At 66.1% G+C, this 25,216-nt stretch carries 23 protein-coding genes; 7 read left to right on the forward strand and 16 right to left on the reverse strand.

Annotated elements, in window-relative coordinates:
* Positions 1-10 precede the first annotated feature (10 nt).
* Genes ACHMWQ_RS08845 through ACHMWQ_RS08855 form a run of 3 tightly spaced genes read left to right on the forward strand, consistent with a single transcriptional unit; the run spans position 11 to position 3,890 of the window.
* Positions 11-2,068: a dipeptide ABC transporter ATP-binding protein gene (locus ACHMWQ_RS08845; protein WP_396307172.1), complete on the forward strand. Its 2,058-nt coding sequence runs from the start codon at positions 11-13 to the stop codon at positions 2,066-2,068.
* Positions 2,065-2,946, forward strand: coding sequence for an ABC transporter permease (locus ACHMWQ_RS08850; RefSeq protein WP_396307173.1), 882 nt, complete (start codon positions 2,065-2,067; stop codon positions 2,944-2,946). Before ACHMWQ_RS08845 ends, ACHMWQ_RS08850 begins: the two co-directional genes overlap by 4 nt.
* Positions 2,943-3,890, forward strand: a complete 948-nt coding sequence (locus ACHMWQ_RS08855; RefSeq protein ID WP_396307174.1) for an ABC transporter permease — start codon at positions 2,943-2,945, stop codon at positions 3,888-3,890. The genes ACHMWQ_RS08850 and ACHMWQ_RS08855 overlap by 4 nt, the downstream gene beginning before the upstream one ends.
* Positions 3,891-3,924: 34 nt before the next feature.
* Here ACHMWQ_RS08855 and ACHMWQ_RS08860 read toward each other — a convergent pair whose 3' ends face one another.
* The 3 genes from ACHMWQ_RS08860 to ACHMWQ_RS08870 are packed head-to-tail and all read right to left on the reverse strand — an operon-like array spanning position 3,925 to position 6,046.
* Positions 3,925-4,413 carry a hypothetical protein gene (locus ACHMWQ_RS08860; RefSeq protein WP_396307175.1) on the reverse strand — a complete coding sequence of 163 codons (489 nt, stop codon included), beginning with the start codon at positions 4,411-4,413 and terminating at the stop codon, positions 3,925-3,927.
* The gene (locus ACHMWQ_RS08865) at positions 4,410-4,868 is read right to left on the reverse strand and encodes a hypothetical protein (RefSeq protein ID WP_396307176.1); all 459 of its coding nucleotides are present in this window, start codon (positions 4,866-4,868) and stop codon (positions 4,410-4,412) included. The genes ACHMWQ_RS08860 and ACHMWQ_RS08865 overlap by 4 nt, the downstream gene beginning before the upstream one ends.
* A gap of 2 nt (positions 4,869-4,870) precedes the next feature.
* Positions 4,871-6,046, reverse strand: coding sequence for an N-acetylglucosamine-6-phosphate deacetylase (locus tag ACHMWQ_RS08870; RefSeq protein WP_396307177.1), 1,176 nt, complete (start codon positions 6,044-6,046; stop codon positions 4,871-4,873).
* Positions 6,047-6,111: 65 nt separating this feature from the next.
* Between ACHMWQ_RS08870 and ACHMWQ_RS08875 the strand changes: the two genes are divergently transcribed.
* Together ACHMWQ_RS08875 and ACHMWQ_RS08880 are read left to right on the forward strand one after the other, a co-directional pair.
* Positions 6,112-6,873, forward strand: coding sequence for an SDR family NAD(P)-dependent oxidoreductase (locus tag ACHMWQ_RS08875; protein ID WP_396307178.1), 762 nt, complete (start codon positions 6,112-6,114; stop codon positions 6,871-6,873).
* Positions 6,870-7,859, forward strand: a complete 990-nt coding sequence (locus tag ACHMWQ_RS08880) for a hypothetical protein (RefSeq protein WP_396307179.1) — start codon at positions 6,870-6,872, stop codon at positions 7,857-7,859. Before ACHMWQ_RS08875 ends, ACHMWQ_RS08880 begins: the two co-directional genes overlap by 4 nt.
* 116 nt (positions 7,860-7,975) lie before the next feature.
* Here ACHMWQ_RS08880 and ACHMWQ_RS08885 read toward each other — a convergent pair whose 3' ends face one another.
* The 13 genes from ACHMWQ_RS08885 to ACHMWQ_RS08945 form a co-directional block, all read right to left on the reverse strand.
* Positions 7,976-8,905 carry an IS110 family transposase gene (locus ACHMWQ_RS08885; protein ID WP_396306466.1) on the reverse strand — a complete coding sequence of 310 codons (930 nt, stop codon included), beginning with the start codon at positions 8,903-8,905 and terminating at the stop codon, positions 7,976-7,978.
* Between the two features lie 276 nt (positions 8,906-9,181).
* Positions 9,182-10,021, reverse strand: coding sequence for an ABC transporter ATP-binding protein (locus ACHMWQ_RS08890; RefSeq protein ID WP_396307180.1), 840 nt, complete (start codon positions 10,019-10,021; stop codon positions 9,182-9,184).
* Complete coding sequence (locus ACHMWQ_RS08895; RefSeq protein ID WP_396307181.1) at positions 10,018-11,004, reverse strand: ABC transporter ATP-binding protein; 987 nt, start codon at positions 11,002-11,004, stop codon at positions 10,018-10,020. Before ACHMWQ_RS08895 ends, ACHMWQ_RS08890 begins: the two co-directional genes overlap by 4 nt.
* Positions 11,001-11,909: an ABC transporter permease gene (locus tag ACHMWQ_RS08900; RefSeq protein ID WP_354552455.1), complete on the reverse strand. Its 909-nt coding sequence runs from the start codon at positions 11,907-11,909 to the stop codon at positions 11,001-11,003. The genes ACHMWQ_RS08895 and ACHMWQ_RS08900 overlap by 4 nt, the downstream gene beginning before the upstream one ends.
* A gap of 11 nt (positions 11,910-11,920) precedes the next feature.
* Entirely contained in the window at positions 11,921-12,868 is a 948-nt protein-coding gene (locus ACHMWQ_RS08905) for an ABC transporter permease (protein ID WP_354552456.1), read from the reverse strand.
* Between the two features lie 84 nt (positions 12,869-12,952).
* The gene (locus tag ACHMWQ_RS08910; protein ID WP_396307182.1) at positions 12,953-14,482 is read right to left on the reverse strand and encodes an ABC transporter substrate-binding protein; all 1,530 of its coding nucleotides are present in this window, start codon (positions 14,480-14,482) and stop codon (positions 12,953-12,955) included.
* Positions 14,483-15,309: 827 nt separating this feature from the next.
* Positions 15,310-16,113 carry an ABC transporter permease gene (locus ACHMWQ_RS08915; RefSeq protein ID WP_396309417.1) on the reverse strand — a complete coding sequence of 268 codons (804 nt, stop codon included), beginning with the start codon at positions 16,111-16,113 and terminating at the stop codon, positions 15,310-15,312.
* A complete protein-coding gene (locus tag ACHMWQ_RS08920; RefSeq protein WP_396307183.1) occupies positions 16,113-16,985 on the reverse strand; it encodes an ABC transporter permease in 873 nt (290 codons plus the stop codon). Before ACHMWQ_RS08920 ends, ACHMWQ_RS08915 begins: the two co-directional genes overlap by 1 nt.
* Positions 16,982-18,082: an ABC transporter ATP-binding protein gene (locus ACHMWQ_RS08925; protein WP_396307184.1), complete on the reverse strand. Its 1,101-nt coding sequence runs from the start codon at positions 18,080-18,082 to the stop codon at positions 16,982-16,984. Before ACHMWQ_RS08925 ends, ACHMWQ_RS08920 begins: the two co-directional genes overlap by 4 nt.
* Before the next feature lie 179 nt (positions 18,083-18,261).
* Complete coding sequence (locus tag ACHMWQ_RS08930) at positions 18,262-19,281, reverse strand: ABC transporter substrate-binding protein (protein ID WP_354552461.1); 1,020 nt, start codon at positions 19,279-19,281, stop codon at positions 18,262-18,264.
* A 104-nt stretch (positions 19,282-19,385) separates the two neighbouring features.
* Positions 19,386-20,408: an AraD1 family protein gene (gene araD1 / locus ACHMWQ_RS08935; RefSeq protein WP_396307185.1), complete on the reverse strand. Its 1,023-nt coding sequence runs from the start codon at positions 20,406-20,408 to the stop codon at positions 19,386-19,388.
* Entirely contained in the window at positions 20,408-21,184 is a 777-nt protein-coding gene (locus tag ACHMWQ_RS08940) for an SDR family NAD(P)-dependent oxidoreductase (RefSeq protein WP_396307186.1), read from the reverse strand. The genes araD1 and ACHMWQ_RS08940 overlap by 1 nt, the downstream gene beginning before the upstream one ends.
* A gap of 7 nt (positions 21,185-21,191) precedes the next feature.
* Positions 21,192-22,922 carry an IlvD/Edd family dehydratase gene (locus ACHMWQ_RS08945; RefSeq protein ID WP_396307187.1) on the reverse strand — a complete coding sequence of 577 codons (1,731 nt, stop codon included), beginning with the start codon at positions 22,920-22,922 and terminating at the stop codon, positions 21,192-21,194.
* 327 nt (positions 22,923-23,249) lie between these two features.
* Between ACHMWQ_RS08945 and ACHMWQ_RS08950 the strand changes: the two genes are divergently transcribed.
* Both ACHMWQ_RS08950 and ACHMWQ_RS08955 read left to right on the forward strand, forming a co-directional pair.
* Positions 23,250-24,074, forward strand: a complete 825-nt coding sequence (locus ACHMWQ_RS08950) for an IclR family transcriptional regulator (RefSeq protein ID WP_396307188.1) — start codon at positions 23,250-23,252, stop codon at positions 24,072-24,074.
* Positions 24,071-24,958, forward strand: coding sequence for an aldose 1-epimerase (locus ACHMWQ_RS08955; RefSeq protein ID WP_396307189.1), 888 nt, complete (start codon positions 24,071-24,073; stop codon positions 24,956-24,958). Before ACHMWQ_RS08950 ends, ACHMWQ_RS08955 begins: the two co-directional genes overlap by 4 nt.
* Positions 24,959-25,216 lie beyond the last annotated feature (258 nt).

Genomic DNA, 25,216 nt, shown 5'->3' on the forward strand with positions numbered 1-25,216 from the left:
AGATCCACGCATGGTTGACCCGGTTCTCTCCGTCCGGGGGCTCAAGGTGGATTTCGGCGGCGAGGGGCGCTCGGTGCCCGTCGTTCGCGGCGTCGATTTCGACGTCTATCCGAATGAAGTGCTCTGCATCGTCGGCGAATCCGGCTCCGGCAAGAGCGTCACCTCCCTCGCGGTGACCGGGCTGCTGTCGGAAACCGCGCGGGTCGCGGGCTCGATCCGCCTCTGCGGCATCGACGTCACTACTGCCGCGCCGGAAACGCTCCGAAAGATGCGGGGCACCGATGTCGGCTTCATCTTCCAGGACCCGACGACGACGCTCAATCCGGTGCTTACCGTCGGACGCCAGATCACTGAGGGCGAAGTGGCGCACGGAAGGCTGCGGAAATCCGATGCGCATGCCCGCGCGGCGGAATTGCTGCGCGAGGTCGACATCGCCGATCCCGAGGGCCGGGCGGGGCAATATCCGCACCAGTTTTCCGGCGGCATGCGCCAGCGCGCCGTCATCGCCATGGCGATGGCCGGCCAGCCGAAGCTGATCATCGCTGACGAGCCGACGACTGCGCTCGACGTCACGGTGCAGGCGCAGGTGCTGGCCGTCCTGGCGCGTCGCCAGGCCCAGATGGGTTCGGCCGTCATCCTGATCACGCACGATCTCGGGGTGGTGGCCGAAGTCGCCGACCGCGTCGCCGTCATGTATGGCGGCCGCATCGTCGAGACGGCCCCGGTCGCCGAGATCTTTGCCAGCCCCCGCCATCCCTATACCCGCGCGCTGCTGCGCAGCATTCCGCGCATCGACACGTCGGATTCGAGGCTCGACCCGATCCCCGGCCAGCCTCCGATCCCCGGCATGCTGCCGAAGGGCTGCGCTTTCCAGCCGCGCTGCGCCGTCGGCCGTGACCGGCCGCTCTGCGCGGCCGAGGAACCGGCGCTGCGCGCAGTCGGTGAAAGCCGCCAGTCCGCCTGCCATTTTGCCGAGGAACTGCCGGTCGCCCCGCTTGCCGCCGAACCGCGCCTCCATGCCGAGGTGGCGCCGACCAAGCCGGAGCCGCTGCTCGTCGTTGACGGCCTGAAGGTGCATTTTCCGGTCAAGACCGGCGTGCTTCGGCGCACCACCGGCTGGGTCAAGGCGGTCGATGGCGTCAGCCTCTCCGTCAATCCCGGCGAGACGGTCAGCCTGGTCGGTGAATCCGGCTGCGGCAAGACGACGACCGGCCGTGCCATCATGGGCCTGATCCGCGCCACGGGCGGCAGCATCCGCTTCGCCGGCCAATCGATCCGCGACCTCGATCGCGGTTCGATGCGCAAGGCGCGCCGGCAGATGCAATATGTCTTCCAGGACCCTTATGCCTCGCTCAATCCGGTGCTTTCGGTCGAGGACATCGTGGCCGAGCCGCTGCGTATCCACGGTCTCTATGACGAAATGGGCGGCGCGCGGCGCATCGCCGAATTGTTCGATCTTGTCGGGCTGTCGCGCACCATGCTCGGCCGGTTCCCGAGCGAATTTTCCGGCGGCCAGAAGCAGCGCATCGGCATTGCCCGCGCGCTGGCCCTTCAGCCGAAACTGCTGATCCTCGACGAGCCTGTCGCCGCTCTCGACGTCTCGATCCAGGCGCAGGTGATCAACCTGCTGCAGGATTTGCAGCGCGAACTCGGCCTCGCCTATCTGTTCATCGCGCACAACCTCTCGGTCGTGCGTCATGTCTCGGACCGGGTCGCCGTCATGTATCTCGGCCGCATCGTCGAGGAGAGTTCGCGCGACGGGCTCTACGACCTGCCGGTCCATCCCTATACGCAGAGCCTGCTTTCGGCGGCTCCCGTGCCGGATCCGGCCGTGCGCGACACGCGGCGGCGGATCGTGCTGGAAGGCGAAATTCCCAACCCGGCTTCGCCGCCTACGGGCTGCACGTTCCATCCGCGCTGCTTCCGCGCCACCGAGATCTGCTCGGCCAAGGCGCCCGCCTTCGAGCGCTATCTCGACCTCCCCACCCGCACGGCCTGCCACCATGCCGGTCCTCTGGATGGGCGACGCAATGTGTTCGCGTCCGGCGCGATGGAGGCGGCGTCGTGAAGAAGATCGCCTCCAGGACGCTCTCCATCCTCGGCCGGCTGCTCGCCAGCAAGGGCTCGGCGCTGGCGCTGATCTTCCTCGTCGGCATCACGATGGCGGCGATCTTCGCCGACTTCCTGCCGCTCAATCCGGTGGGTCAGAAGCTCGCCAACGCCCTGAAGGGCCCTTCCGCCACCAACTGGTTCGGCACGGATGAACTCGGCCGCGACATCCTCTCTCGCGTCATCTTCGGCGCGCGCACCTCGCTGGTGACGGCAGGCGGCGCGGTGATGATCGCGGCGCTGGTCGGGGTGCCGATCGGCCTCGTCGCCGGCTTTTTCGGCGGCTGGCGCGATGCGGCGCTGATGCGCTTCGTCGACGTGCTGCTGGCGCTCCCCGCGATCCTGTTCGCCATGGCGATGATCGCGGTGCTCGGCCGCAGCCAGGCGGCGGCCCTGATCGCGGTGGGCCTGACCGGCATTCCGAGCTTTGCCCGCATCACGCGGGCGCAGGTGCTGACGCTCCGAAAGCGCGATTTCGTCACCGCCGTCGAGGCTTTTGGCGGCACCGCGACCTACAACATGTTCCGCACCATCCTGCCGAACAGCTGGAGTCCGATCTTCGTGCAGGTCGTCGTGCTCTGCTCGGTGGCGATCCTGCTCGAGGCAGCGCTTTCCTTCCTCGGCGTCGGCGTGCCGCCGCCCACTCCCAGCTGGGGCGAGATGCTGCGCACCGGAAAATCCTACCTGCATGAGGCGCCGTATTACGCCGTGCTGCCGGGCATCGTGCTGACGCTCACCATCCTTTCCTTCGATGTGCTGGGCCGGGCGCTGTCCGGCCTGCTCGAAGGCCATCGCGATCCCGTCATCGCTCCCAAGGGCGAAGGGGCACCGCCATGATCGGTTTCGTGCTGCGCCGCCTGCTGCAGCTGGCGCCCGTTCTGCTGCTCGCTTCCACCGCCATCTGGGCGATGATCTACGCCGTTCCCGGCGGGCCAATCGGCGCGATCGCCGGCGACAATGCCAGCCCGGAGCAGATCGCCGCCGCGACCGCGCAGTTCGGCCTCGACCGGCCGGTGCTGGTGCAATATGCGGACTGGCTCTGGAACGCGATCCGCGGCGATTTCGGCATCTCGATCCGCGGCCGCGCGCCGGTGCTGGAACTGATCGGCGAACGCCTGCCGGCGACGCTGCAGCTCGCCGTCGCCGCCACGATCGTCTCGCTCGTCATCGGCATTCCGGTCGCGATTGCCAGTGCGCTCCGCCCTGGGTCCTGGCTCGACCGCGTGCTGTCGGGCTGGAGCGCTCTGGCGCTCGGCGTGCCGACCTTCTGGCTCGGCATCCTGCTGATCCTGGTCTTCGCGGTGGAATGGCGCTGGCTGCCCTCGGCTTCGGCCTATGTGCCGATCTGGGAGAATCCGATCGGCGCGCTGCGCAACCTGGCGCTGCCGGCGCTGACGCTGGGCATCTATGTCTCGGGCATCCTGGCTCGTTTCCTGCGCGCCTCGCTGGTCAGCGAACTCCGCGCCGACTATGTGAGGACCGCACGCTCCAAGGGGCTGCCGGAGCGGCAGATCGTCGGCGTGCACATCCTGCGCAACGCGCTGCTGCCCTTCATCACGATCGTCGGGCTGATGATGGCGAACTTCATCGGCGGCGCGGTGGTGACCGAGGCTGTCTTCACTTATCCCGGCATCGGCCGGCTGCTGATCCAGGCGATCTCGACGCGCGACTACCCGCTGATCCAGGGCTGCATCGTCATCATCCTGGTGCTCTACATCGCGATCAACCTGGCCGTCGACGTGCTCTACGCCTATATCGACCCGCGCATCGAGTACCGGTGAGGGGAGCTTCAGCGAGCCCGGATGACGGGGGCGCTTAACCGACCTTGTGGCCCGGCCAGCCCATCAGCAGCTTGGCGTCCTTCTCGGCCGCGCGCGCCTTTTCCGGATCCTTGAAGATCCGCGTCACGCATTGCGGCTTGGTGCGGTCGATCACGTCGTACACCATGTGATATCCGGTCTTGTCCATGATCGGGCCGATCCAGCCGGCGCAGTGATCGCAATAGCGCTCCATCGGGGCGGCGTCATTGTCCATCACCTTGGAAAGGCTCGGGCAGACATTCATCCGAAGCTCGAGACGGTCCTCGTTGAAATCGAGGTCCATGTCGCAGTTTTCCTCGATCTTGATGTGCGACCAGTACTCGTACATGCCGGCCAGCCCCTGCGTCTGGATCAGCTCGAGGATGTGGCGCTCCTGGTTCTTCGAGATCGCCAGCCAGTAGGCTTCCAGCGCGTCTTCGCCCTGGCTTTCGAGGAACTTGAAGATCTCGTTGTAGAACCGCGTGAAGTGGTCGCTCGGAATCATGCGCGCCTCGCAATCACCTGCCGGCAGGAACCCTCGCCGGTCAGTTCGGTCGTGATGGCGAAGGGCGAGCCCTCTGCCATGGCTTCGTTGGTGCGGCTGGTCTGGTCGCAAAAATGCGGCGAGACATGGCCGACGAGGGCCTTCACATGATGCCAGGCGGTGCAGCGGCGAACGGTGAGGACGATCTCGTCCTCGCCGATCTCGATATCGTAGTCGGCGCCCTCGCGATCGAAGAAATGGCGCCAGTGGCGCACCAGCTGCCTGGTGTCGCCGGCGATCAGGTCGCTGCGGATGCTGGCGTAGACGTCGCGGCCGACCTTCCTGAAAATCGCATCCATGGCGTCGACGCCGAAGCGCTCGACGATGAAGTCGATCGTCGTATTGGTCGCGCCGTGGAAGTCGAGATGGACGTTGCCATCCTCCTCATAGCGCATCGGACTTTCGTGCGTCGCCATGCTCAAACGCTCCCATAGAGGCATTCGCCGCCGACATAGGTCGCCTTGACAGCCAGTGTCGCCGGGTCGAGGACGCAGAAATCGGCGCGCTTTCCGCGCGCGAGGCTGCCGATCTCGCTTTCCATCCCGAGCAGGCGCGCCGGCACCAGGCTGGTCGCATGCGCGGCGCGGACCAGGTCCTTTCCCGAGAAGGCGAGATAGTTGCGCATTGCCTCGTCCGGCGCCAGCGACGAGCCGCAAAGCCCGCCCTGACTGTCGCGCACCGCCTTGCCGGGCGCGCTGGTGACGACGTAGCCGGGATAGAATTCGAAGGTCCTGCCCGGCGTGCCGGCATATTTCATCGCGTCCGTCTCAAGAAAAACGCGGTCCTCTGGCAGCTGCGCCAGCAGCTTGACCAGTTGCGGATCGACATGGATGCCGTCGCAGATCAGGCCGAGCGCCAGTGTAGGCTCGGCCAGCAGCGCATCGGTCAGCGACACGACATGCACGCCCCTATTGCCCGGCGGATAGGTCGGCATGACATTGTACATGTGCGTGACGGCGTCGACGCCCCAGGCGACATAGCGGGGCACGTCCTCCGGCCGGGCCAGGCTGTGGCCGAGATGGACCGAAACGCCGGCGCGCTTCATCACGCCGATGAAGCCTTCCGCGCCCTCGCGTTCCGGCGCCACGGTGACCGCCTTCAGCAGGCCGCCGGTCGCGGCCAGCATCCGCTCGGCTAGGTCGACGCTGGGGGCGACGATGTTTTCCGGGTTGTGCGCGCCGGGCGAGCCGAAACAGGGCCCTTCGCTATGCACGCCGAGCGCCCGCGCGCCCTTCGCTTCGCCGCATTGGGCGGCGAGGCGGGAAAGAACGCTTTCCATGCTGGCGGGCGGCAGGCAGGGGATCGCCGGCAGGAAGCCGGTGACGCCATGGCGCAGCATCACCTGCGAATTGGCGGCGACCGCGCCCGGATCGACATCGCAATAGAGATGCTCGCCGAAGCCATGCTGCAGCAGGTCGATCATGCCCGGAAACAGGATCGCCCCCTTGCCGTCGATCCGCTCCCAGTCGTCGCCGACCGGCGTCTCGGCGGTGACGATGCCGGCGATGCGATCGTTCTGGACGAGAAGCTCGTTTGGCCGTTGCCCCTCGGGGGTCACGATCGTGACATTCGTCCATCTCTGCTTGACGTGCATATCGCATTCCATCGTTATGATGTTATCATGCTAACAAAATAACTTTCCGCGGCAAGGAGAAAGAGATGACGCAGCCCTGCGTTCTGGTAACGGGATCGACCCATGGCATCGGCTATGGCATTGCGGAGGCGTTTGCCCGCCAGGGTGCCCGGCTGGTGATCAATTCGCACCTGCCTGACAATGGCGCGCAGGCGAAGCTTTCGGCGCTGACCGAGTGCCATTTCATCCAGTCGGATCTTTCGACCGCCGCCGGCGCGGTGTCGCTGGTCGAACAGGCGCACGCCAGGCTTGGCCGCCTCGACACGCTGGTCAACAATGCCGGCACCTTCGTCGACACGCCCTTCGACGATCTGACCGAGGCGCTGTTCGACCGCACCTTCAATCTCAATGTGAAGGCCTATGTCTTCGCCTCGCAGGCCTTCGTGCGGCTGCTGGCGCCGGGGCAGGAGGGCGCCAGCATCGTTCTGGTCGGCTCGACCAATTCGGTGACCGCCGAGCGCCACAGCGTCGCCTATGACGCCTCGAAGGGGGCGGTGCTGATGCTGGTTCGCTCGCTCGCCGTGTCGCTGGCCGGTCGCGGCGTGCGCGTCAACGGCCTCGGCCCGGGCATCGTCGAGACTCCGCTGACCCAGCGCGGGCTGGACGTTCCGGGCGTGCGAGCCTCGCTCAACAAGCAGATCCCGTTCGGTCGCGTGGGACAACCGGAAGATGTCGGCGGCGCGGCGGTCTTCCTTGCCTCGCCCGCGGCAGGCTATATCACCGGCCAGATGCTGTTCGTCGATGGCGGCATCCTCGCCATCCAGAAGACATGGGAACCGCCGGTTTGAACCTCGATGCTTCGCCGCGCCATCTCCAGCTCCGCGACTGGCTTTTCCGGCGCTGGAAGACGAGCGGGTTGCAGACGGGCGACCGCATCGAATCGCAGAACGAGATCGTCAGGCTCTGCGATTTCTCGCTGATTACGGTCGTGAAGACGCTGAAGGACCTGGAGAGCGAAGGGGTCATCCGCCGCCAGGTCGGCCGCGGCTCCTTCCTGGTCGCCACGCCCTGGGCCGAGGCGCACCTCCGCATCGGCTTTTTCTACAATCGCGACATCGTCGGCGGCGGCATCTTCGACAACGAGTTCTATACGCGGCTGGTGATGGCGTTCGAGAAGGGCGTCGTCTCGGCCGGGCATGAGTTCGTCATGGGAAGCTTCACCAATGAGCGGATGCCGACCGGCATGTGGGACGCGCTCGACGCGGTGGTGCTGACCGGATTCACCCGGCAGACGCGGCTGGAACCGTTGAGCGAAACCTCGAGCCAGGTCAGCCTGATCGACGCCAGCCTCGACGATCCGCGCTTCCACACCTATCGCCTCGACTATGGCCCGGCCTTCGCGGGCATGTTCGAGGCGCTGGGTTCGGAGCGCCGGCGCTATCTCTATCTCGACTCGACGATCGGCTCGAAGGAACAGGCAGCGAGGCTCAAAGCGTTCCAAGAGGCCTGCGCCAGCGCGGCCGTTCCGCAGGATTTGCACATCCTCGCCGTGAACCAGGAGACGGATATCGGCAACACCGCCGCTCTGGTCGAGGCGATCGAGCGGGGAAAGCCGGATGTGATCTGCGGCCATGTCCATCAAAGCTGGCGGCCGCTGATCCGCGGCCTGAGCGAGGCGCGGATCTATCCGTTCCTGCTCGACCAGAGGGGGCCCGGTTTCGTCGTCGATACGGGGAACTGGATGGCCGAGGTGCTGCCGACGATCGAGGCCAACCTCGCCGACCGGCAAAGCCCGCCGGCCGTGCACGCGTTCCCGGCGCGGTTTCTGGGGTAGGGGGGCGCCTTCACCTCTGCCTTAGGGTCGTTGGTGAAGGGCGACGGTCGTTATTTCAGCCCTTCGCCAGCCTCACACTCGGCGTCATTCCGGGCGGAGACCCGGCAACTGTGTGGTCACGGGTTGAATGAGAGGTGTTGTCGGAGCATGGCGTTGGCGATGACTAGGATCTTTCTGGCGATAGCGATGAGGGCGACCTTGGGTGGCTTTCCGGCGTTGATCATGCGTCGGTAGGCGTCTGCGAAGCGTTGCTCGATCCGGGCGGCGCAGACGGCTGCCATGTAGAGGGCCTCGCGGACGCGCCGTCGTCCGCCGTGGATGCGGCGACTGCCGCGGAACTGACCACTGTCGACATTGTAGGGTGCCAGGCCAGCCAGCGCGGCGATGGTCTTGGGAGAGCGCTGGCCGAGTTCGGGCAGCAGGGCGATCAGCGTGGCGCTGGCGACGGGGCCGACGCCGGGGATTGAGCGCAGCCGCGCCTCAGCACCGGCGAGATCGGCCGAGGCCTTGATGCAGGCCTGAATGGTGCGCTCCAGCGCCGCGATGCGGATGTCGAGCCAGGCCAGGGTCTCGCGGATGTCGTCGGCGATCTCGTCGCTGCATCCCTGCCGTCGGGTGCGTTCCTGCTTGCGCATGGCGACGAGCTGGTCGCGACGCTTGTGCAACTCCGCCAGACGGTTGCGCTCCGGGGAGCGCGGCTGGCGGGGCGCGGGACGAAGCGTCTGGGCCATGGCGGCGAGCATGCGCGCATCGATCCGGTCGGTCTTGGCGAGAACGCCGGTGGCGCGGGCGAAGTCACGCGCCCGGGCCGGATTGACGCGAACGAAAGCGATGCCGGCCTCTGTCAGGGCCTGAGCGAGGACCCGGTCGTACGGACCGGTCGCCTCGAACACGACGAGGATATCGCCATGCCGCCAAGGTTCGAGCCTTTGCGCGATCGCCTCGGCTTGATTGGCGATGCGTTCGGCCACGCCCACGGCGCCGTCGAACAGATCCAGATGGGCTTTGGAGATGTCGCAACCGACAAAGCCAGGGTGTATCTTCATGATGCCTATCCCTGTGCTGCGAGGTCCGTCACCACGGCCTCGATCAACTGTTCAGGCTTGGGTATCGAAGCAGGCGGACGAGGACCGGGCCGGCTCACGGTCTCGAAGACCAGGGATCCAACGATCTCTCGTCCGCCACCCCATCATCGCACAGCTTCAACACACAGGGATCCATTCAGCCGGGTTGGCTGACGTACGAAACGCCCAATGTCGTGGCTGTATGGATCCTCGCTTTCGCGAGGATGACGGCCAGGGTGAGGATGTGACGGGGGTGGACTACCCCAGCGCATTCCCGGCCAGGCCGCTCTCGACCGTCAGGATCGCGCCGACCAGGTTTTGCGTCGCTTCGGCCTGCGGGCGGACGAACAGGTCCATCGGCTTGCCGACTTCGACGATTCTCCCCGCCGACATCACCGAAACCCGGCTGGTCGTATAGGCGACGACCGAGAGGTCATGCGCGATGAAGACGAGGCTCAGGCCCAGATTGTTGACCAGGTCCTTGAGCAGGTTCAGCACCTGCGCCTGGATCGACACGTCGAGCGCGGAAACCGGCTCGTCGGCGATCAGCACCTTCGGGCCTGGCATCAGGGCGCGGGCGATGGCGATACGCTGCAACTGGCCGCCGGAGAACTCATGCGGATAGCGCTCAAGCGCCTGGCGGGTCAGGCCGACCTGGTCGAACACCTCGAAAACGCGCGCGGCATGGTCGCCCTCGATCTTCAGGCTGCGCAGCGGTTCGAGCAGCGACGAACCGATGCGCATCCTGGGATCCAGCGACGAGCGCGGGTTCTGCATCACCACCTGCACCGAGCGGCGAAACTGGCGCCAGTGCTCGGCACCGCCTGTCCAGACGTCCCGGCCGTCATAAAATACATGCCCCTCGCGCGGCTTCTCCATGCCGGTCAGGATGCGGGTCAGCGTCGTCTTGCCGGAGCCGGATTCGCCGACCAGACCGACGGCCTCGCCGGGGCGGACATCGAAATGGATGTTGTCGAGCACGGTCAGCTGCGGCCTTGCGCCCAGCAGCGACTGGCGGTTTAGCGCATAGGTCTGCGTGACCTGCCGCATCTCGAGCAGCGGCGGCACGAGCGACGTATCGTCTGCGGCCATGGTCATGCGACCTCCATCGGAACCGTGGCGCCAATCGGGTGCCAGCAGGCGGCGCGGCGCGCGCCGTCATCGAGATTCGGTACCTGCGTCATGCACTTCTCAGTCGCGGCGGCGCAGCGCGGGTGGAAGGCGCAGCCGGCGGGCAGGCTGTGCAGCGGCGGCACCATGCCGGGGATCGAGGCGAGCCGTGAACTGCCGTCGAGCGCGATGTTGTCCATGGTCGGCTGGGAGTCGAGCAAGCCCTTGGTGTAGTGGTGGCGCGGATTGCGGAATACCTCCGCAACCGGCCCCATCTCGACAATCCGCCCCGCATACATGACGGCGACGGTGTCGCACATGGCAGCGATGATCGGCAGGTCATGCGTGATCATGATCAGCGCGGAGCCGCGCTCCTGCACGGCAGTGTTGAGCAGGCGCAGCACCTGCTTCTGCACGGTGACGTCGAGCGCCGTGGTAGGCTCGTCGGCGATGATCAGTTGCGGATAGCAGGCGAGCGCCATGGCGATCATGATGCGCTGGCGCTGGCCGCCGGAAATCTCGTGCGGATAGGCGCGCATCAACTGCTCAGGCCGCGGCAGCGCCATCTGGCGGAACAGCTCGAGCGTCTGCTGCTCGGCCTCGGTCTTGCCGGCCTTGGTGTGGCGACGGATGACAGAGGAGACCTGCTGGCCGATGCGCCGCACCGGGTCGAGCGAGGAGAGCGGGTCCTGGAAAACCATGGAGATCGTGCGCCCGCGCCGGCTGGAGAGCGCCCCGTCGGATTGCGTGATCAGGTCAACGCCGTCATGCCGGACGCTGCCATTCGCCTGCCAGCCCATCGGCAGCAGGCCCATCAGGGCGAGCGCGGTCAGCGTCTTGCCCGAGCCGGACTCGCCGACCAGGCCCATGCGACGGCCGGCGGGCAGCGTGAAGTCGAGGCCGCGCACGGCCGTCAGCGCCGTATTGTGCACGACGAGATTGCGGACCTCGATGGCGTTTTCCTGGCTCATGACGCTCTCCGGGCCAGTTTCGGGTCGAGGACGTCGCGCAGGCCGTCGCCGAGCAGGTTGAGGCCGAGCACCATCAGGACGATGGCGAGGCCCGGCCAGATGGCGAGCGGCGACGAGATGCCGACCTGCTGCTGCGCTTCGTTCAGCATCAGCCCCCAGGAGATCGACGGCCGGTGCACGCCGACGCCGAGATAGGAGAGGCCCGCCTCGGTTAGGATGCCGGCGGCGAAATAGAGGGTGAACTGGACGATCATGACGCCGGCGATGTTGGGCAGCACATGGCGAATGAGCACGAAGATCTTGCCGCGCCCATAGAGCCGGGCGGCGGTGATGAAATCCTCGTTGAGCACGCCGATCGCCGCCGAACGGACGACGCGGGTGAAGGACGGCGTGAAGAAGGCCGTCAGCGCCAGGATGGTGGTGAGCGCGCCGGAGCCCATGGTGGCGGCCAGCACCAGAGCCGTCACCATGCCGGGGATCGACAGCAGGATGTCGGCGCCGCGCGAGATCGCCTCGTCGGCGATCTTGCCGGAGGAGGCGGCGGCGAGCCCCGCGATCAGGCCGAGGATCAGGCTGAGCGTCGCGCCGCCGGCACCGACCAGGATAGAGGTCCGCGCGCCGACCATCAATTGCGCGACGATATCGCGGCCGAGCACGTCTGTGCCGAGCCAGTGGCCGGGCGTTCCGGCGGGAAGCAGCCGGTTGCGGATCACCGGGATGTTGGGGTTGGACGGAAGGTAGAAGAACGACACCAGCGCCACGGCCAGAAAGATCGTGGTCAGCACGATGCCGATGAGCAGCGAGGCGTTGCGCGGCAGCTTGCGCCGCTGCCTGCGGGCCGGCGGCGAGGCAGGTACGCCCAGGGGAGCCGGGTTGGGCAGGTGCGAGGATTTGCTCAGGATCATGGGGCTCTCCTTCACCGGGTCGCACGGACGCGCGGGTCGAGCAGGCCGTACAGCAGGTCGACGATCAGATTGATCGAGATCACGAAGACGACGATCAGCATTACGGTCGACTGCACGACGATGACTTCGCGCGCGGCGACATTGGCGAGCATCATGCGGCTGAGGCCCGGCAGCGAAAATACGGTCTCGATGATCACGGTGCCGCCGATCAGCTCGGCGATCTGCAGGCCGACAATGGTGACGAGCGGCAGCGCGGCATTGCGCAGGCCGACCTTCAGCAGCGCTTCGGTGCGCGTCATGCCGACGGCCCGCGCGGTACGCAGATAGTCCTGGTTCATCACGTCGAGCACGGCGGAGCGGACATAGCGGATCAGCACGGCGGCCATGATGAGGCCGAGCGACAGCACCGGCAGCACGAGCGAGCGGATCGCGCCCCAGGGGCTCACTGACCAATCCGTCCAGCCGCCGGTCGGCAGCCAGCCGAGGCGGACGCCGAACAGCAGCGACAGCAGGATGCCGGCCCAAAATACCGGCACGGCGACGCCGATCTGGCTGACCAGCGCGAGCAGGGCGCCGGATGGCGTGCCGACATTGCGCGCGGCATAGGTGCCGACAGGAATGGCGATGAGGAGGCCGAGGACGAGGCCGGAAAAGGCGAGGGGGATCGATACGGAAAGCCGTGCCGTGACGAGATCGGCGACGCTTTCATTGGTGCGGAAGGAGCGGCCGAGGTCGCCGGAGAGCATGTTGCCGATCCAGTCGAAATACTGGACGGCCATCGGCCGGTCGAGGCCATAGGTATGCGCCAGCGCATTGATCGCTTCCGGCGTGGCGCCCTTGCCGAGGACCACGGCGGCGACGTTGCCGCCGGCGCCGCGGATCAGCAGGAAGATCGCGACCGATGCGATGAAGAGCGCGCCCAGGAAGAACGCCAGTTTGCGCAGAACGTAGATCGCCATTCAACTTTCCCAGGAAGAGACCTTGCAGGCGGGTGTGACCGCCGCCGGCCCGATGGCTGGCGGCGGTCCGATCGCGGGAGGCGACTACCAGTGCAGCTTGGACATCTCGAGCGCCACGCCGACGCGCGGCTCCTGGAAGCCCTTGAGGTCCGGGTTGAACAGGCCGACGCCCTTCTTGGCGATCAGCGGGACGATGACGGCATCCTTGCGCAGGATGTCGGCGGCCTTCTTCATCTGCGCGGCATAGTCCTCCGGCGTGAGGGCGATGTCGGCATCGGCGAGCGCCTTGGTGTAGTCCGCCGAGCAATAGGTGCTCCAGCCTGCCTTGGTCGGATCCGGGCAGGCCCACTGCACCGGATTGGCGTCGCCCGACATGATCGTCACGTCGAACTGCGGCGGACGGCCCTGGAAGATCAGCTGAGAATAGCGCGCCAGGTCGATGGCGTTGCGGGTGACGTTGAAGCCGGCGGCCTGCATGGCCGGGACCATGATGTCGGCCGGCAGCGACAGATCCGGCACGTCGCTGAGCGAAGCGTATTCGAGCGGCGTGTTCGCATAGCCCTTCTCGGCGATAGCAGCCATCGCGCCTTCCATGTCATAGGGGAAGGGGCAGGTTTCGGGGCTTTCCGGCGAATACCAGACTTGGTTCGGCAGCGCGAAGGTGCAAGTGTTTTCCGCGCCCCAGGCGGCGCCAAAGGCGTCGTTGTAGGACTGGCGGTCGAGCGTCTTGGCGATGGTCTCGCGCAGGTCCTTGTCGAGCTTCTGGTTCAGCACGGCATAGGTCGGCTCGCCGACCTGCGGATAGGTGACGAGCGAATACTTCTTGTCGAGCTCGCGCTTGGAGAGTTGCTCCCACAGGTCGATCGTGATCACCGGCAGCGCGTCGACTTCGCCGGCTTCGAGCGCGTTGAGGCCGGCCGTGCCGTCGGTGATGATGCGGACGGTGACGTTCTTGACCGGCGGCGCCTCGCCCCAATAAGTCGGGTTGGCTTCGAATTCGAAGGCGCTGTTGGTCGTGTAGCGCGCCAGTTTGTAGGGGCCGGTGCCGATCGGGTTGGTGGCGATGGTGCCGGCCGAGGCTTCCGGCTGGATCAGGCCGGAAATGGCGCCCATGCCCTGCCAGAAGTTTTGGCTCGGACGCGACAGCGTCACCTTGACGGTGTGGTCGTCGACCTTGTCGATCGCCGTCACGGCCTCATAGGCGGCGGCGTAGTCGACCACCGGGCTGTTCTTCATGGTGTTGAGCGAATAGATGACGTCCTCGGCCGTCACCGGCGCGCCGTTCGAGAACTTCGTGTCGCGGATCTTGAAGGTGTAGGTCTTCTTGTCGTCGCTGATCGTCCAGCTCTCGGCGACGCCGGGCGAGGCGCTCCCGTCTTTGTTGAAATAGACCAGCGGCTCCACGACATTGGCCGGGATCCAGAGCCGCATCGCCGTCAGGTTGCTCTTGACGAAGTCGAGCGTGCCGGGGTCCTGCCGGGCGACGAGAACCATCTTGTTCTCCGCCGCGCGCGGCGAAGCCGCCTCGGCGAGCGTCGCCGCGCCGCCGAGCGTGCCGGCAAACAGCGCCGCTGCCGCCGTCAGGAGGCCCAGGCGCCTGGTAATCGGATGCATTTTTTCCCGCATGTTCTCGGTTCCCTTCTGGAAGTGTCGGACGCTGAAACGCCTCGTCGTGGTGTGATCTGATCTGTCACTTGCCACGTTGGTCTTGGCCGCCGCGGTGCGAGCGCGGCGCCGGAATGGTCAGCCGGGCCCGGCACGCTGCACGGTTGCGCGCGTGGCCAGGCTCTTGGTCAATTGTCTGGAGGACAGGCGCGTATCGTGTCGCATCGCGGTCTCCTTGCGCCAATGGCTCGAGAGCGCCGTCGCGGCGATGGGCCCGGACAGGCCGAAAGCAGGCCGGACGCGACGGGCTGGCGCAAGGTGAAGTCCTCGATCGTTCAGACTTGACGTGCGGCTCAAAGAGTTTGTTCCATTATGTGGAATAAGTATTTGCCTCTGTTGTCCTCAGTTTGTCGAGGATGCGGCGGCAATGCAAGTGGCTTGCGGTTGCAGCCTGGAGCACGTCCAGTTTTTCCCTGATTCCGGCATGTGGCTATTCTACGATGTAGGATGACGGCATGGCGTCGAAGGGTCGGCACGCGCCTGTCGTGCCGCAGACAGCCCGAAAGGGCCCGCAGGACAGCGAAGCGGGTCGCTTTCAATGATGGGTTTTTGGAGCGGCAGGGCTGCGCGCGTCGTCGCCGGGGTGTGGCAACGGCGTGGAAGGCCCGGTCGATGCGGGGGGAGAGGCTGGGGGCGCGAGCGCCGGCTCAGGAAGTCGTGCCCAAGCCTATCCCACTTGGCGGCGAATCTGGATTCCGGCCTGGCCAGGGCGACTCTTCGCAGAGGGAGCGGCGGCGAGACGGGAGAATGACTCCCGCCTCGATGCGGATGCAACTCTAGTTGTCGTCCGAGCCGGCGACGGCAGACGCCGGCATCAGGTAGCGGACCGCGACGAGGCAGAGCACGGTCGTGAACAGCAGCACCAGCGCGACGAGCGCGTTGATGTCGGGCGTGAAGCCGAGCCGCATCATGGCCCAGAGCCGGACGGGCAGGGTGCTCTGCGTGCCGGTCACCAGCAGCGTGATCATGGTCTCGTCGAAGGAGAGCGCGAAGGCGAGGATCGCCGCGCCGACCATGGCGCTGGAGAGATTGGGCAGAAGCACCAGCCGGAACGTCTGCCAGCTGCTGGCGCCGAGGTCGTAGGACGCCTCGACGAGGCTGCCGCTCAGCGATTGCAGCCGGGTCAGGATGGTGCGGTAGACAAGGGCCAGCACGAAGACCGTGTGACCGATGATGATGGTCAGCAGCGAGCGCTCGAACTCGACCTGCCGAAAGAAAATCAACAGCGCCAGGCCGGTGATGATCGGCGGCATCAGGAAAGGCAGGAAGATGATGAACTGCAGGAAGTTGCGGCCCTTGGCACTGGGCGAGGCGTAGTAGAGCGCCAACCCCGTGCCGAGCGCCACCGACAGCACGACTGCGCCGGCGCCGACGATCAGCGTCGTCCAGAGCGCCGACAGCACGCTCTCGTTCTGGGTTAGCGTCACATAGGCGGAGGTGGTCGGCTGCGACCAGTCGACCGTGCCGTGGCTGACGGTGAAGAAGGATGAGACGATCGGCACCATCAGCGGGCCGTAGAGCAGCACGAAGACGAAGAGGGTGATCAGCAGCGCCGGGGCTGCCCTGTCGGCGAACCGCATCACTTGGCCCCTCCATGTTTGCTTTCGAGCCGGCCGCCGAGGCGGATCGCGAGGATCACGACCGCCGCGAGGATGACGGACAGCGCCGCGCCGAAGGGCCAGTTAAAGGCGGTGCCGAACTGGCTGTATATGATGCGGCCAAAGGTGAAGCCCGACTGGCCGCCGACCATTTGCGGCGTGAGAAAATCGCCGATCGCCAGCACGAAGACGAAGCTCATCGCCGAGAGGGTGCCTGGCAGGCTCAACGGCACGGTCACGCGCCAGAAGGTCTGGGCGTTGGTGGCGCCGAGATCGGCCGAGGCATGGCGCAGCGCCTTGGGGATGCGCTCCAGCGACAGGAAGATGGGCAGCACGGCGAAGGGGATCAGCAGCACGGTCAAGGTCAGCAGCACGGCGTTCAAATTGAACACGAACAGCATGGAGGGCTTGTCGATCAGGCCGGTTGCCAGCAATGCGCGGTTCAGCATGCCATTGCCGCCCAGGATGCTGCGGACGGCGTAGATCTTGATGACGTAGCTCATCAAGAGCGGCACGAGCAGCAGCACCAGCAGCATGTAGCGGCTGCGCCCGCGCAGGGTCGTCAGAAAATAGGCGACCGGGAAGGCGAACAGCACGCAAAGCAGCGCGACGGTGAAGCAGAGCAGGCAGGTGCGCCAGAAGATCGGCAGGAACACCGGATCGGTGAAGAAGCGGACATAGTTGGAGATCGTCGGCGAGAAGACGATGCTGCCATGGTCGACGCTGAAGAAGGAGTAGACGAGGAAAAGCGCCATCGGCGCCAGCACGAAGCCGAGCGGCACGACATAGGCGGCGATCGTCGCCAGCCAAGGCGCCAGCGCGCCCGGTCCGGCGGGGGCGGCGCGCTCGCTCATGCCGCCACCAGCCGGCAGGCGCTGCTCGGAACCACCAGCGGTATAGTCTCGCCTGCCGACAAGGGCGTGCCGTCCGGGCGGCTTTGCAGTCGGGCCTTCAGGATCTGCTGCGGCTGATAGACGGCAGCCGTGTTGACCATGGTCGAGGCGCCACCAAAGGCGACCTGATCAATGCGGGCAGCTATCCGGTTTTCGCCCTCCGCCGCGTCCCCGATGCCGACCGCCTCGGGCCGGAACACGGCCAAAGCGGGACTCCCGGCCGGCAGGGCCGCGATTTTCGGCTGACCATCGATCGAACAGACCAGCCGGCCGACGGCCGTGTCGATCGAGCGCGTCGTTCCTTCGACCGGGCCGAGCGTGCCGGGGACCAGATTGTTCTCGCCGAAGAACTTGGCGACGAATTCCGTGCCCGGCCGGTAATAGACTTCGTGGGGCGAGCCGATCTGCTCGATGCGGCCGGCGCTCATCACGCAGATCCGGTCGGCCATGGCGATCGCCTCTTCCTGGTCATGGGTGACGAACAGGAAGGTGGTGCGGATCTCGGTCTGGATCGATTTCAGGAAGGTCTGCATGTGACGGCGCAACTCGACGTCGAGCGCGGCGAGCGGTTCGTCGAGCAGGATCAGGCGCGGCCGGCAGATGATGGCGCGGGCGAGCGCCACGCGCTGGCGCTGGCCGCCGGAGAGCTGGGCCGGGAAGCGCTTGCCGAGGGGACCGAGCTGTACCAGTTCGAGCGCGTCGGCGACGCGCTTGGTTATCTCGGCGCGCGGCGTGCCGCGCACGGCCAGGCCATAGCCGACATTCGCCTCCACCGTCAGGTGCGGGAACAGTGCGTAGTCCTGGAACACGGTGTTGAACGGGCGGCGGTTGATCGGCATCGCGGCGATGTCGCTGCCGTCGAGCAGGATCTGGCCGCCAGAGGGCTGCGTGAAGCCGCCGATCAGGCGCAGGATCGTTGTCTTGCCGGAGCCGGACGGCCCCAGGATGGTGATGAACTCGCCGTCACGCACATCGAGGTCGATCGAGTGCAGGATGGCGGTCGCGCCATAGCTTTTCGAAACCGACCGCAGTTTCAAGAGGATACCGGCTTCGGCCATTGCTACCCCGAACCATCGACAAAGGGTCCCGTCCGCAAGTCGGAGGGGATGAGACAGGAGAGGGGATGGAGCCGTGGCTCCATCCAGCTTTCGAGGGACTGGGGCGCTCCTCACCTCTCCCTCAGGGAGAGGTGAGGAGCAAGGTTCCACCGTTGTAGATCTTGCTCCCGTGGCGCCGCTTACTGCGAAGCCTTGATCTCGTTCCAGAGATCCGAACGCTTCAGCGGGTCTTCGACGCTTTCGAGCCAGACGAGCTTGTCGTTGTCATTGGCGTTCGAGCTGGCGGCGGCGGTGTTGCCGAAGCCGGTGCGCTCGGAAAGCTGGGCGCCGATCTTCTTGTCGAGCAGGAAGTTCACCCACTTCGCGGCAGCGTCGGGATCCTTGGCGCCACTGGTGAGCGCCCAGTTGTCGAGCCAGGACAGCGAGCCCTCGGTCGGCGCGATATAGGCGACATGGGCGCCGGCCTTCTGCATCGCCTTCAGCTGCTGCTGGCCGTAATTGGCCCAGATCAGCGCGACGTCGTTGTTCTGGTAGATCTGCAGCGCTTCGTCGGCCGTCGTATAGAAGCTCAATACGTTCGGCTTCAGTTCGAGCAGCTTGGCCTTGACCGTCGCAAACTGGTCCGCCGACAGCTGGAAGGGATTGGCGATGCCGAGCGTCAACGCGGTGAACGAGAAATTGTGCTCGCCATTGTCATAGGCCAGCACCTTGCCGGCGTATTGCGGATCCCACAGCACCGACATCGAGGTCGGCGCCGGCTTCACCTTGTCGGTGTCGTAGATCAGGCCGATCGAATCGAAGCAGAACGGGATGCCATAGGCTTTGCCGTCGCGCGTCACGCCGCTGATCTTGGAGAGATCCTGGAAGCGTGGCAGCACCTGCTTCTGGTTTGGGATCTTGGAAAGGTCCCAGGGCTTGACCAGGTCGGCGTCGATATAGCGCTGCAGCTGGGCCGTGTTGACGGCCATGACGTCGAAGTCCTTGCCTTCGCTGCCCTTGATCTTGGCCCAGATCTCGTCATCGCTGCCGACGAACACGACGTCGACGTCGATGCCGGTTTCCTTGGTGAAGTCCTTGACCCAGTCCGGGTCGGCATAGCCTTCCCAGGCGAGGACGCGCAACGTCTCGGCCGAGGCGGCGGAAACCCAAAGGCCGGCCGCAAGCGCGGCGGCTCCCAGCACAGCTTTCAAACTCTTCATGACACTTCTCCTCTGGATGAGTGTTCTGGTGGTGTTGGAGGAGCGCCTTCACCGTGGCTCGGCTGGCGCTCTCTCAGGCTTTGTTGTTTCCAGGTCCGTTCCGCTCAGAGCGGGGTGACGGTGAACAGCTTCTCCTCGGGTCCGGCCACCATGCGGTTGCGTAGCGGCTTGCCGAAGGTCGGCGACACGATTTCGAACTCGTCATTCACCTCGGTCTTGACGTTCGAGGCGTAGCTCATCGCATCCGCGCCGAAGAAGTAGGCGTGCAGGTCGCCCGGTCGGCGGAACATCGGATAGCGGAAGTGGTAGTGCTCGAGATTGCCGATCGAATGCGACATGTGGCTTTCGCCGGACAGGAACGGCTCGTCCCACACCACTTCGCCGTCGCGGATGATGCGGACGTTGCCGGAGACTTCCTGCGGCAGTTCGCCGAGCAGCAGTTCCGGGCCGAGCGAGCATTCGCGCAGCTTCGAATGGGCGAGATAGAGGTAGTTCTTGCCCTCGGTGATGTGGTCGGAGAAGTCGTTGCCGAGGGTGAAGCCGATGCGGCGGGGCTGTCCCGCCTCGTCGACGATGTAGAGGCCGACGATCTCGGCTTCCTCGGCGCCGGCAAGTGCGAAGCCCGGAAGGTCGAGCGGCGCGCCGGTCGGCACGACGCAGGTGCCGACGCCCTTGAAAAACCATTCCGGCTGGATGCCGATGGCGCCTTCGCCCGGCTTGCCGCCGTCGAGGCCCATCCGGTAGATCTTCATCGAGTCGGACTCGATCGCGTCCGGGCCATGCGTGTCCATATGCATGCGGTTGCGCGCGGTGGCGCTGCCGGTATGGGTCAGGCCGGTGCCTGTGATCAGGAAGCGGGCCGGCTCGGGGTGGTCGAGCGGAGGCAGCACGCGGCCGGCGATCAGCACTGTGTCATAGTCGATCGCCGCCTCGCGCGGCAGGCTGGCCACCAGCGCTTCGAGCGCGGTGCCGGTCTCCATGCTGCGCAGGGCCAGCTCGTGCACGGTCGAAAAGCCCTGGATCGGCAGCAGCGTCTCGCCATCGGCGCCGACGACAGCGACCTTGCGCTCGCCCGCCTCGGTCTTGAACTGAACCAGCCGCGTGCGGCCTGTCTCTACGCCGTGCATCAAACCCAACCCCCGTCCACGATGAAATTCTGCGACGTGCACATGCGGCTGTCGTCGGCAGCGAGAAATAGCGCCATGCGTGCGATGTCGGACGGCTGGACCCGGTCCTGCAGGCATTGGCGGTCTGCGATCTGGCGCTCGCCCTCGGGCGTGAGCCAGAGGCGCATCTGGCGTTCCGTCATGACCCAGCCCGGGATCATGCAGTTGACGCGGATACGCTCGGGGCCGAACTCGCGCGCCAGCGCGCGGGTCAGGCCGGTGATGGCGGCCTTGGCCGTGACATAGGCCGGGCAGTCGCCATCGCCGACCATCCAGGTGATCGAGCCGAAATTGATGATCGAGCCGCCGCCGGCGTCCCGCATCATCGGCCGCACGGCCTGCGCTGCGAAGAACTGGTGGCGCTGGTTGACTGCCATGCGGTCGTCCCAATAGGCGACCGTGACATCCTCGGTGCGGTGGCGATCATCGTTGCCGGCATTGTTGAGCAGGACGCGGATGGCGCCATGCTTCGCCTGCGTGGCCCGGATCGCGGCCTGCAGCTTGTCGATCTCGCGCAGGTCGCAGGGGATGAAGTCTGGCGCGCGGTGGCCGTCGGCCTTGATGCTCTCGACCAGGGCGCGCGAAGGCTCCTCCGCCAGATCGACGAAGGTGACGTTCGCGCCCTGCGCGCAGAAATGCCGGACCAGGCTTTCGCCGATGCCGCTGCCGCCGCCCGTAATGAAGACGACGCGGCCGTCCAGGCTCGGATATACCGCGAAGGGAAAATCGTGTTCCATCAGCGCCTCAGTGAGAATGGCGGGGGATGCCCGCTTCGCGTTTGCCAAGCAGGAAGTCGAAATCGCAGCCCTCGTCGGCCTGCAGCACATGATCGACGAAGAGCTTCTGGTAGCCGTTGATGCCGTCATGCGTCGGCGGCACCCACTCGGCGCGGCGCGCTTCCAGCTCGGCGTCCGAGACGTCGAGATGCAGGCGCCGGCCGGCAACATCCAGTTCGATCATGTCGCCATCGCGAACCAGCGCCAGCGGACCGCCGGCGGCGGCTTCCGGGGCTGTGTGCAGCACGACGGTGCCATAGGCGGTGCCGCTCATGCGCGCGTCGGAGATGCGCACCATGTCGGTGACGCCCTGCTGCAGCAGCTTGGCGGGAAGCGGCATGTTGCCGACCTCGGCCATGCCGGGATAGCCCTTGGGGCCGCAGTTCTTCAGCACCATGATGCAGCTGGCGTCGATGTCGAGATCGGGATCGTCGATGCGCTTGTAGTAGTGCTCGATGGTCTCGAACACGACGGCCCGGCCGCGATGCTGCATCAGCGCCTCGGTCGCCGCCGACGGCTTGATGACCGCGCCGCCGGGGGCAAGATTGCCGCGCAGAACGGCGATTCCGCCCTGCGGCGTCAGCGGCTCCTCGAAGGAGCGGATGACCTCGCCATTATAGTTGGGCGCATCGGCGACGATCTCGCCGATGGTCGGGCCGGCGACGCTCGGCGCGTTGCCATGCAGCAGGCCGTGCTCGTCGAGCACGCGCATCACGGCGCGCAGGCCGCCGGCATAGTAGAAGTCTTCCATCAGGTAGCGGCCGGACGGCATCAGGTCGACGATGGTCGGCACGTCGCGGCCGAACTTGTCCCAGTCGTCGAGCGACAGGTCGATGCCGAGGCGGCGCGCGACCGCAATCAGGTGGATGACCGCGTTGGTCGAGCCGCCGATGGCGCCATTGACGCGGATGGCGTTCTCGAACGCCTCGCGCACGAGGATCTTCGACATCTTCACGTCGTCGCGCACGAGTTGCACGATGCGGCGGCCCGATTCCTGCGCCAGGATGGCACGACGGGAATCGACGGCGGGGATCGCCGCGTTGTCGGGCATGCCGATGCCGAGCGCCTCGACCATCGAGGCCATCGTCGAGGCCGTGCCCATGGTCATGCAGCTGCCGGCCGAACGGCTCTGGCCCTGTTCGGCGGCGAGGAAGTCGTCGACCGACATGCGGCCGGCCTTCACGTCCTCATAGAACTTCCAGACATGCGTGCCGGAACCGATCGCCTTGCCGCGGAAATTGCCGTTCAGCATCGGGCCGCCGGAGACGGCGATGGTCGGCAGGTCGCAGCTGGCCGCGCCCATGAGCAGCGCCGGCGTGGTCTTGTCGCAACCGACCAGCAGGATCACGCCGTCGATCGGATTAGAGCGGATCGATTCCTCGACATCCATGGAGGCCAGGTTGCGGAACAGCATGGCCGTCGGGCGCATGTTGCTCTCGCCCAGCGACATGACCGGAAATTCGAGCGGGAAGCCGCCGGCCTCGTAGACGCCGCGCTTCACGTGCTCGGCGATCGTCCGCAGGTGGGCGTTGCAGGGAGTCAGTTCCGACCAGGTGTTGCAGATGCCGATCACGGGCCGGCCGTCGAACACATCCGGCGGATGCCCCTCATTTTTCATCCAACTGCGATGCATGAAGGCGTTTTTGCCCGCTCCGCCGAACCAGGAGGTGGAGCGATATTTGCGCGGCTCATCGGCCATGAGTGCCTCGGGAATTGTTTTTTATTGAAGAACACTATTTTGTATTACAGGATGCTATTCCTTTCCTGATCCGAGTCAACAAGGATGGCGCGACTCCCTGGGGGCGAAATCAAGCGACAAATCGCGCGCCTGCCGGTCGACGGGCAGGGGCCTGAAACGCGAAATCTTGGCGGCCTGCGGGTTTGCCGGGTTGCGACTGGGAAAGCCGAGACGGTTTTTGTCACGACACAAAGTTTTGTATTGAAGAAGAATGTTTCCTATTGCGACTCGATTGTCGCCGGCGTTGCTGCTTAGCTGCGCGTCGATCCAACCAAGGGCGAGCCGACCATGACCGACGAGCGATATAGGGTGCAGAGCCTCGGGCGCGCCCTCGACCTGCTGGAGCGAATTGCCGATAGCGGGCAGGCGGGCGCGCGGCTGACGGACCTGGCCCGTGACATCGGCCTGTCGAAACCGGCGGCCTACGCCATCCTCGCGACGCTGCGGGCGCGCGGCGTCGTCACGGATATCGGCGAGGGCATGACGCGGCGCTACCGGCTCGGCCTGTCGCTGCTGCGCCTGGGCGATCTCGCCGTCGCCAATACCGGCCTCGCCGACATCGCGCTGCCGGTGCTTCGCGATCTGACCCACGAAATCGGCATGACCTCGCGTGTCGCCATGATGGATGACGGCTTCGCGGTGGTGATCGGCCGCGTTGATGCGCCCGGCGCGATCCGCTTCGACGCGGCGCTGGGCCGGCGCGAGCAGCCGCATTGCTCCGGCGTCGGCAAGGTGCTGCTCGCCGCCATGCCGCGCTCCAATGCGCTGCAACTCCTGGAGCGGGTCGGCTATCCGGCGCGGACACCGAAGTCGCTCACCTCGATCGCGGCGCTCAGCGACGATCTCGACCGGATCGCCGGCCGCCACTATGCGATCGACGACGAGGAAGACCATGAGGGCATCATCTGCGTCGCGGCGGCGGTGTTCGGCCGCGGCGGTCAGACGCTCGGCGCCATCAGCGTGACGACGTTGAAGCAGTTGCTGCCGCTGGAATCGGTCGCCTCGATCGCCGATCCGCTGGTCCGGCATGCCGACCTCATCTCGCGCGCGCTGGGCGGTCCCTCGGCGCAGGAAGCCTGGGCATTGCGGCCGATGACGGATGCGCGGCTGTGACGGCGCCCGTCGGGCTGGAGACGGAACGGTTTCGTCTTTCGTTGTTGCCGGAACTGGGCGGGCGCATCGCCGCCTGCCAGTGGTGCCACCCGGACGGTCGCTGGCTCGACCTGATCCGGCCGATGTCGCTTCCCTACGATGGCGACGAGGAAGCCGGCTGCTTTCCGCTCACGCCCTTTTCCAATCGCCTGCGCTATGGGCGCTTCACCTTTGGCGGTCGCGAGATTGCCATGCCGCGCAACACGCCGGGCCCGCATGTCGAGCATGGCCATGGCTGGCAGCGGCCCTGGACCATCGCCGCGCGCGGGCCGGGTCGCATCGTGTTGGCCTATGAGCACGCCGGCGACGAATGGCCGTTTCCCTATGGCGTGACGCAGACCATCGAACTTCTGCCGGACCAGTTGCGCATTGAGCTTGCCGCGCTCAATCGCGGCGAGGAGCCGATGCCCTATGGCTTTGGCCTGCATCCCTTCTTCCCGGCGACGCCCGGGACGACGCTCGAGGCGCGGGTCGAATCGGTCTGGCACGTCGACGACGAGGTGATGCCGACCCGTCTCGGCCCGGCCGTCGAACTCTGGGGGAGCGAGCCGCGGCTGGCGGTCGCGAGAACGGCGCTCGACACCGCCTTTGCCGGCTGGGACGGCGAAGCGACGATCCGCTGGCCCGAACATGGCGCGGGATTGAGCATGGTGGCCAGCGCGCCGCTGCGCCATCTCGTGGTCTACACCCCGCCCGGCGCCGGCCATTTCTGCGCCGAGCCGGTCAGCCACTGCACCGATGCCTTCAACCTCGTCGCGGAGCGAAACGACACGGGAATCACGGTACTGCCGCCCGGCGCGGCGCTGATCTCGTCGATCACGCTGACGCCCTTCGCGCTGTCCTGATCCAGAGCGGCAATTCCCGCGGCCAATCCCGCGCGAATGCTTCATTTCAAAGCGGGTTGACTAGTTTTCGGTCACGCCGCGCCAGAATAGATCGACCCGAAAACTAATGTTCGCAGGCCTTCCGTGCGGGAAAACGTGCGTTGACATTCGGCTTGAGCAAACATAGCATCTAATTACAGAACGCTGTTCTGCATAACCGAACAAAACGGATAAGCTCGACACAGGTTCCCGGGGGGGCCTCATCGAAGCTGGTTCGCC

This window comes from Kaistia sp. UC242_56 (genome assembly GCF_044452255.1).
Classification (GTDB): Bacteria; Pseudomonadota; Alphaproteobacteria; order Rhizobiales; family Kaistiaceae; genus Kaistia; species Kaistia defluvii_A.

Bases quoted from the DNA above. Each gene is read 5' to 3' on its own strand.
- araD1 (WP_396307185.1), bottom strand. From the start codon at position 20,408: ATGCACGGCGTAGAGACAGGCCGCACGCGGCTGGTTCAGTTCAAGACC.
- ACHMWQ_RS08870 (WP_396307177.1), bottom strand. From the start codon at position 6,046: ATGCACGTCAAGCAGAGATGGACGAATGTCACGATCGTGACCCCCGAG.
- ACHMWQ_RS08945 (WP_396307187.1), bottom strand. From the start codon at position 22,922: ATGGCCGATGAGCCGCGCAAATATCGCTCCACCTCCTGGTTCGGCGGA.
- ACHMWQ_RS08860 (WP_396307175.1), bottom strand. From the start codon at position 4,413: ATGATTCCGAGCGACCACTTCACGCGGTTCTACAACGAGATCTTCAAG.
- ACHMWQ_RS08950 (WP_396307188.1), top strand. From the start codon at position 23,250: ATGACCGACGAGCGATATAGGGTGCAGAGCCTCGGGCGCGCCCTCGAC.
- ACHMWQ_RS08910 (WP_396307182.1), bottom strand. From the start codon at position 14,482: ATGCATCCGATTACCAGGCGCCTGGGCCTCCTGACGGCGGCAGCGGCG.
- ACHMWQ_RS08940 (WP_396307186.1), bottom strand. From the start codon at position 21,184: ATGGAACACGATTTTCCCTTCGCGGTATATCCGAGCCTGGACGGCCGC.
- ACHMWQ_RS08845 (WP_396307172.1), top strand. From the start codon at position 11: ATGGTTGACCCGGTTCTCTCCGTCCGGGGGCTCAAGGTGGATTTCGGC.
- ACHMWQ_RS08865 (WP_396307176.1), bottom strand. From the start codon at position 4,868: ATGGCGACGCACGAAAGTCCGATGCGCTATGAGGAGGATGGCAACGTC.
- ACHMWQ_RS08855 (WP_396307174.1), top strand. From the start codon at position 2,943: ATGATCGGTTTCGTGCTGCGCCGCCTGCTGCAGCTGGCGCCCGTTCTG.
- ACHMWQ_RS08875 (WP_396307178.1), top strand. From the start codon at position 6,112: ATGACGCAGCCCTGCGTTCTGGTAACGGGATCGACCCATGGCATCGGC.
- ACHMWQ_RS08885 (WP_396306466.1), bottom strand. From the start codon at position 8,905: ATGAAGATACACCCTGGCTTTGTCGGTTGCGACATCTCCAAAGCCCAT.
- ACHMWQ_RS08930 (WP_354552461.1), bottom strand. From the start codon at position 19,281: ATGAAGAGTTTGAAAGCTGTGCTGGGAGCCGCCGCGCTTGCGGCCGGC.
- ACHMWQ_RS08905 (WP_354552456.1), bottom strand. From the start codon at position 12,868: ATGGCGATCTACGTTCTGCGCAAACTGGCGTTCTTCCTGGGCGCGCTC.
- ACHMWQ_RS08915 (WP_396309417.1), bottom strand. From the start codon at position 16,113: ATGCGGTTCGCCGACAGGGCAGCCCCGGCGCTGCTGATCACCCTCTTC.
- ACHMWQ_RS08920 (WP_396307183.1), bottom strand. From the start codon at position 16,985: ATGAGCGAGCGCGCCGCCCCCGCCGGACCGGGCGCGCTGGCGCCTTGG.
- ACHMWQ_RS08900 (WP_354552455.1), bottom strand. From the start codon at position 11,909: ATGATCCTGAGCAAATCCTCGCACCTGCCCAACCCGGCTCCCCTGGGC.
- ACHMWQ_RS08925 (WP_396307184.1), bottom strand. From the start codon at position 18,082: ATGGCCGAAGCCGGTATCCTCTTGAAACTGCGGTCGGTTTCGAAAAGC.
- ACHMWQ_RS08890 (WP_396307180.1), bottom strand. From the start codon at position 10,021: ATGACCATGGCCGCAGACGATACGTCGCTCGTGCCGCCGCTGCTCGAG.
- ACHMWQ_RS08895 (WP_396307181.1), bottom strand. From the start codon at position 11,004: ATGAGCCAGGAAAACGCCATCGAGGTCCGCAATCTCGTCGTGCACAAT.